The following is a 3,767-nucleotide window of genomic DNA, read 5'->3' as shown; positions in this document are numbered from 1 at the left end:
AACAGGCGCACGCCGGGATTGGCCTCCTTGCGGGCGGACCCTGAGGGGATCCCCGGAGACCCCTAGGGGGAGGTGCCCGGCACCCCGTACAACTCCGGTTGGCGCGCTTCCTCCCGTCGGATGACGAGGGTGCGTGCCCCGGCTCCTAACGTGGTTCACATCCCCGCCCGTCCGAGGCGGACCCGATGCGATCGGGTCCGGGTCCCCGGTGCACCGGCAGGGTGAAGCTAGCTCCCGGTCGAAAACTATCCCCTGCGCGATGTCGCCGGACGGGTGGAACGAACGAGGCTGGGGGGCAACGGGTGGGACCACTTTTTAGGAGACGACAGTGACGACGGCAGCAGCAGCCGTGTACGACCCCCAGCTTCCCGGCGGTGCCTCCGCCGTCGCCGCCTCGGCTCGTCAGGTGACCAAGTCCTACGGCTCCGGCGAGACCAGGGTCACCGCCCTGGACGCGGTCGACGTCGACATCCAGCGCGGCCGCTTCACCGCGATCATGGGCCCCTCGGGTTCCGGCAAGTCGACCCTGATGCACTGCCTGGCCGGTCTGGACACGGTGACCGAAGGGCGGATCTGGATCGGTGACACCGAGATCACCGGTCTGAAGGACAAGCAGCTCACCAGGCTGCGCCGGGACAAGATCGGCTTCATCTTCCAGGCGTTCAACCTCCTGCCGACGCTGAACGCGCTGGAGAACATCACGCTCCCGATGGACATCGCCGGCCGCAAGCCGGACCAGGCCTGGCTGGACCGGGTGGTGGAGACCGTCGGCCTCTCGGGCCGGCTCAAGCACCGCCCGACGCAGCTCTCCGGCGGCCAGCAGCAGCGCGTCGCGGTGGCCCGGGCGCTGGCCGCCCGCCCCGAGATCATCTTCGGCGACGAGCCCACCGGCAACCTCGACTCCCGCTCCGGCGCCGAGGTGCTCTCCTTCCTGCGCCGCAGCGTCGACGAGCTGGGCCAGACCATCGTGATGGTCACCCACGACCCGGTCGCCGCCGGCTACGCGGACCGCGTGCTGTTCCTCGCCGACGGCGTGATCGTCGACGAGATGCACGCCCCGACGGCCGACTCCGTCCTTGAGCGCATGCGCCGTTTCGACGGCAAGCGCACCAGCTGACCGGGCAAGGGGGGTAAAAGGACCATGCTGCTCAAGACATCACTGCGGAGCTTCTTCGCCCACAAGGGGCGGATGCTGCTCTCCCTGGTCGCGGTCGTGCTGTCGGTCGCCTTCGTGTCCGGGACGCTGGTGTTCTCCAACACCGCGACCAGCACCTTCGACCGGCTCTTCGCGTCGACCGCCTCGGACCTCTCGGTCCAGCCCGCCGAGCCGGAGTTCGGCGACGACCCCCGGGGGAGGACGCTGACCGTCCCGGCCGACAGCGTCGGCAAGGCCGCCGCGGTCCCCGGGGTGAGGACGGCGGTCGGCCAGGTGAGCGTGCAGAGCGCCACCCTGGCCAACCCGGCGACCAACAAGGCGGTGGGCCCGACCAGCGGCGCCCCGACCCTCGTCGGCAACTGGACGGACACCCCGCGCAACCCGGTCGAGATCACCTCCGGTCACGCTCCGCAGGGCGCCGACCAGGTCGTCCTCGACGCGGACACCGCCAAGAAGGCCAAGCTCGGCCTGGGCGACAAGCTGCGGGTGCTCGCCGTCGACAAGCAGGACTTCACCATCGTCGGCATCGCCGCCTTCAAGACCACCAACCCGGGCGCGGCGCTGGCCTTCCTGGACACCGCCACCGCGCAGAACTTCCTGCTCAGGCACACCTCGTTCACTTCGGTCGAGGTGTTCGGCGACGGCAGCCGTACCGACGAGCAGCTGAAGTCCGATGTGCTGGCCGGCGTCGGCGCCGGCTTCCAGGCGAAGACGGCGGCCGAGCAGAAGGCGGAGAACGTCAAGGACGTCGGCTCCTTCCTCGACTTCATGAAGTACGCGATGCTCGGCTTCGCCGGCATCTCACTGCTGGTCGGCGGCTTCCTGATCATCAACACCTTCTCGATGCTGGTCGCCCAGCGCACCCGGGAGATCGGCCTGCTGCGCGCCGTCGGCGGCAGTCGCAAGCAGGTCAACCGCTCGGTGCTGGTGGAGGCGCTGATCCTCGGCGCGGTCGGCTCGACCCTCGGCATCGGCGCCGGCCTCGGTCTGGCGGTCGGGCTGATCCAGCTGATGAACGCGGCCGGCATGCACCTCGACGCCGGGGACCTCTCGATCGGCGCGAACGTCTTCGTCGCCGGGTACGCGGTGGGCATCGTGATCACCGTGCTCGCGGCGTGGATCCCGGCCCGCCGGGCCAGCCGGATCGCGCCGATCGCCGCGCTGCGCGACCACGGCACCCCGGCCGAGGCCCGCTCCAACACCGTCCGGGCGGTCATCGGCCTGGTGATGACGGCCGCCGGCGGCGGTCTGCTGGTGCTGGCGGCCATGGCGGAGAAGGCGGCCACCGGCGGTGTGTACATCGGTCTGGGCGTGCTGCTCACCCTGGTCGGCTTCGTGGTCCTCGGCCCGCTGCTGGCCACCACGGTGGTGCGGGTGCTCGGCGCCCTGCTGCCCGCCCTGTTCGGCCCGTCCGGCAAGCTCGCCCAGCGCAACGCGATGCGCAACCCGCGGCGCACCGGCGCCACGGCCGCCGCGCTGATGATCGGACTGGCGCTGGTGGTCGGTGCCTCGGTCTTCACCTCCACCGTGATCAAGTCCACCAACCAGCAGATCGACCGCTCGGTGGGTGCCGACTACATCATCTCGGCCGGCCAGAACGGCGTCTCCGCGGAGATCGTCGAGGCCGTGCGCAAGACCGGGGGCGTGGACCACGTCACCGAGCAGAAGTACCTGCCCGCGCGCTTCACCTCGCCGGACGGCATGACCTCGGAGAGCGGTGTCTCCGCCGTCTCCGCGCGGTTCGCCGAGGACTTCCGGCTGCCGGTCAAGGCCGGCAGTGCCGACTCCCTCAAGCAGGGCTCGATCGCGGTCGGCGAGGACTACGCCAAGGACCACGGCCTCAAGGTCGGCGACATGGTCAAGATCGACTACGGTCAGGGACGCGTCCAGTCGCTGCCGGTCGGCGTCATCATGACCAAGGGCAACTCGCTCTTCGACGGCAACACCTTCGCTTCGCTCGACGCCGTCACCAAGGCGGTGCCCGCCGCCGACCAGCCGGTGAACGCCGTGCTCTTCGGTAAGGCAGCGGCCGGGGCGGATGTCGCCAGGACGCTCACCGCCCTGGAGGACGCGCTCAAGGAGTACCCGCAGGCCTCGGTCCGCGACCAGGCCGGTTACAAGGACCTCATCCAGGAGCAGGTCAACACCCTGCTCTACATGATCTACGGCCTGCTCTTCCTGGCGATCGTGGTCGCGGTGCTCGGCGTGGTCAACACCCTGGCGCTCTCGGTGGTCGAGCGGACCCGCGAGATCGGCCTGCTGCGGGCGATCGGGCTCTCCCGCCGCCAGCTGCGCCGGATGATCCGCCTGGAGTCGGTGGTGATCGCCGTGTTCGGCGCCGTCCTCGGCACCGTGCTCGGCCTGGCCTGGGGCATCACCGGTCAGCAGGTGCTGGAGTCGCAGGGGCTGGAGGCGCTCGCCGTCCCGGTCACCACGATCGTCGTCACGCTGGCCGCCTCGGTGCTCATCGGCCTGCTGGCCGCCCTCATACCGGCCTTCCGGGCCGGGCGGATGAACGTCCTCGCGGCGATCGCGACGGACTGACCGGGTGCGACCCCCGGATCGGGGGATCGGGGGTCGCAGCACCGGGGGCAAGGGGGGCATGGGGGGC

At 70.5% G+C, this 3,767-nt stretch carries 2 protein-coding genes; both read left to right on the top strand.

Annotated features, from left to right (window positions below; genetic code table 11):
• The first annotated feature begins 328 nt into the window (after nucleotides 1-328).
• The gene (locus tag ACFU74_RS36525; protein WP_380764440.1) at nucleotides 329-1,117 is read left to right on the top strand and encodes an ABC transporter ATP-binding protein; all 789 of its coding nucleotides are present in this window, start codon (nucleotides 329-331) and stop codon (nucleotides 1,115-1,117) included.
• Between the two features lie 24 nt (nucleotides 1,118-1,141).
• Complete coding sequence (locus tag ACFU74_RS36520) at nucleotides 1,142-3,700, top strand: ABC transporter permease (protein WP_380764439.1); 2,559 nt, start codon at nucleotides 1,142-1,144, stop codon at nucleotides 3,698-3,700.
• Nucleotides 3,701-3,767 lie beyond the last annotated feature (67 nt).

This window comes from Kitasatospora sp. NPDC057500, assembly GCF_042802195.1.
Classification (GTDB): domain Bacteria; phylum Actinomycetota; class Actinomycetes; order Streptomycetales; family Streptomycetaceae; genus Kitasatospora.
Note: the sequence above shows the minus strand (reverse complement) of the source record. Positions and strands in the feature narration are given on the sequence as shown.

Excerpts from the sequence above, each read along its gene's own strand:
- ACFU74_RS36520 (WP_380764439.1), top strand. The coding sequence starts at position 1,142 with ATGCTGCTCAAGACATCACTGCGGAGCTTCTTCGCCCACAAGGGGCGG.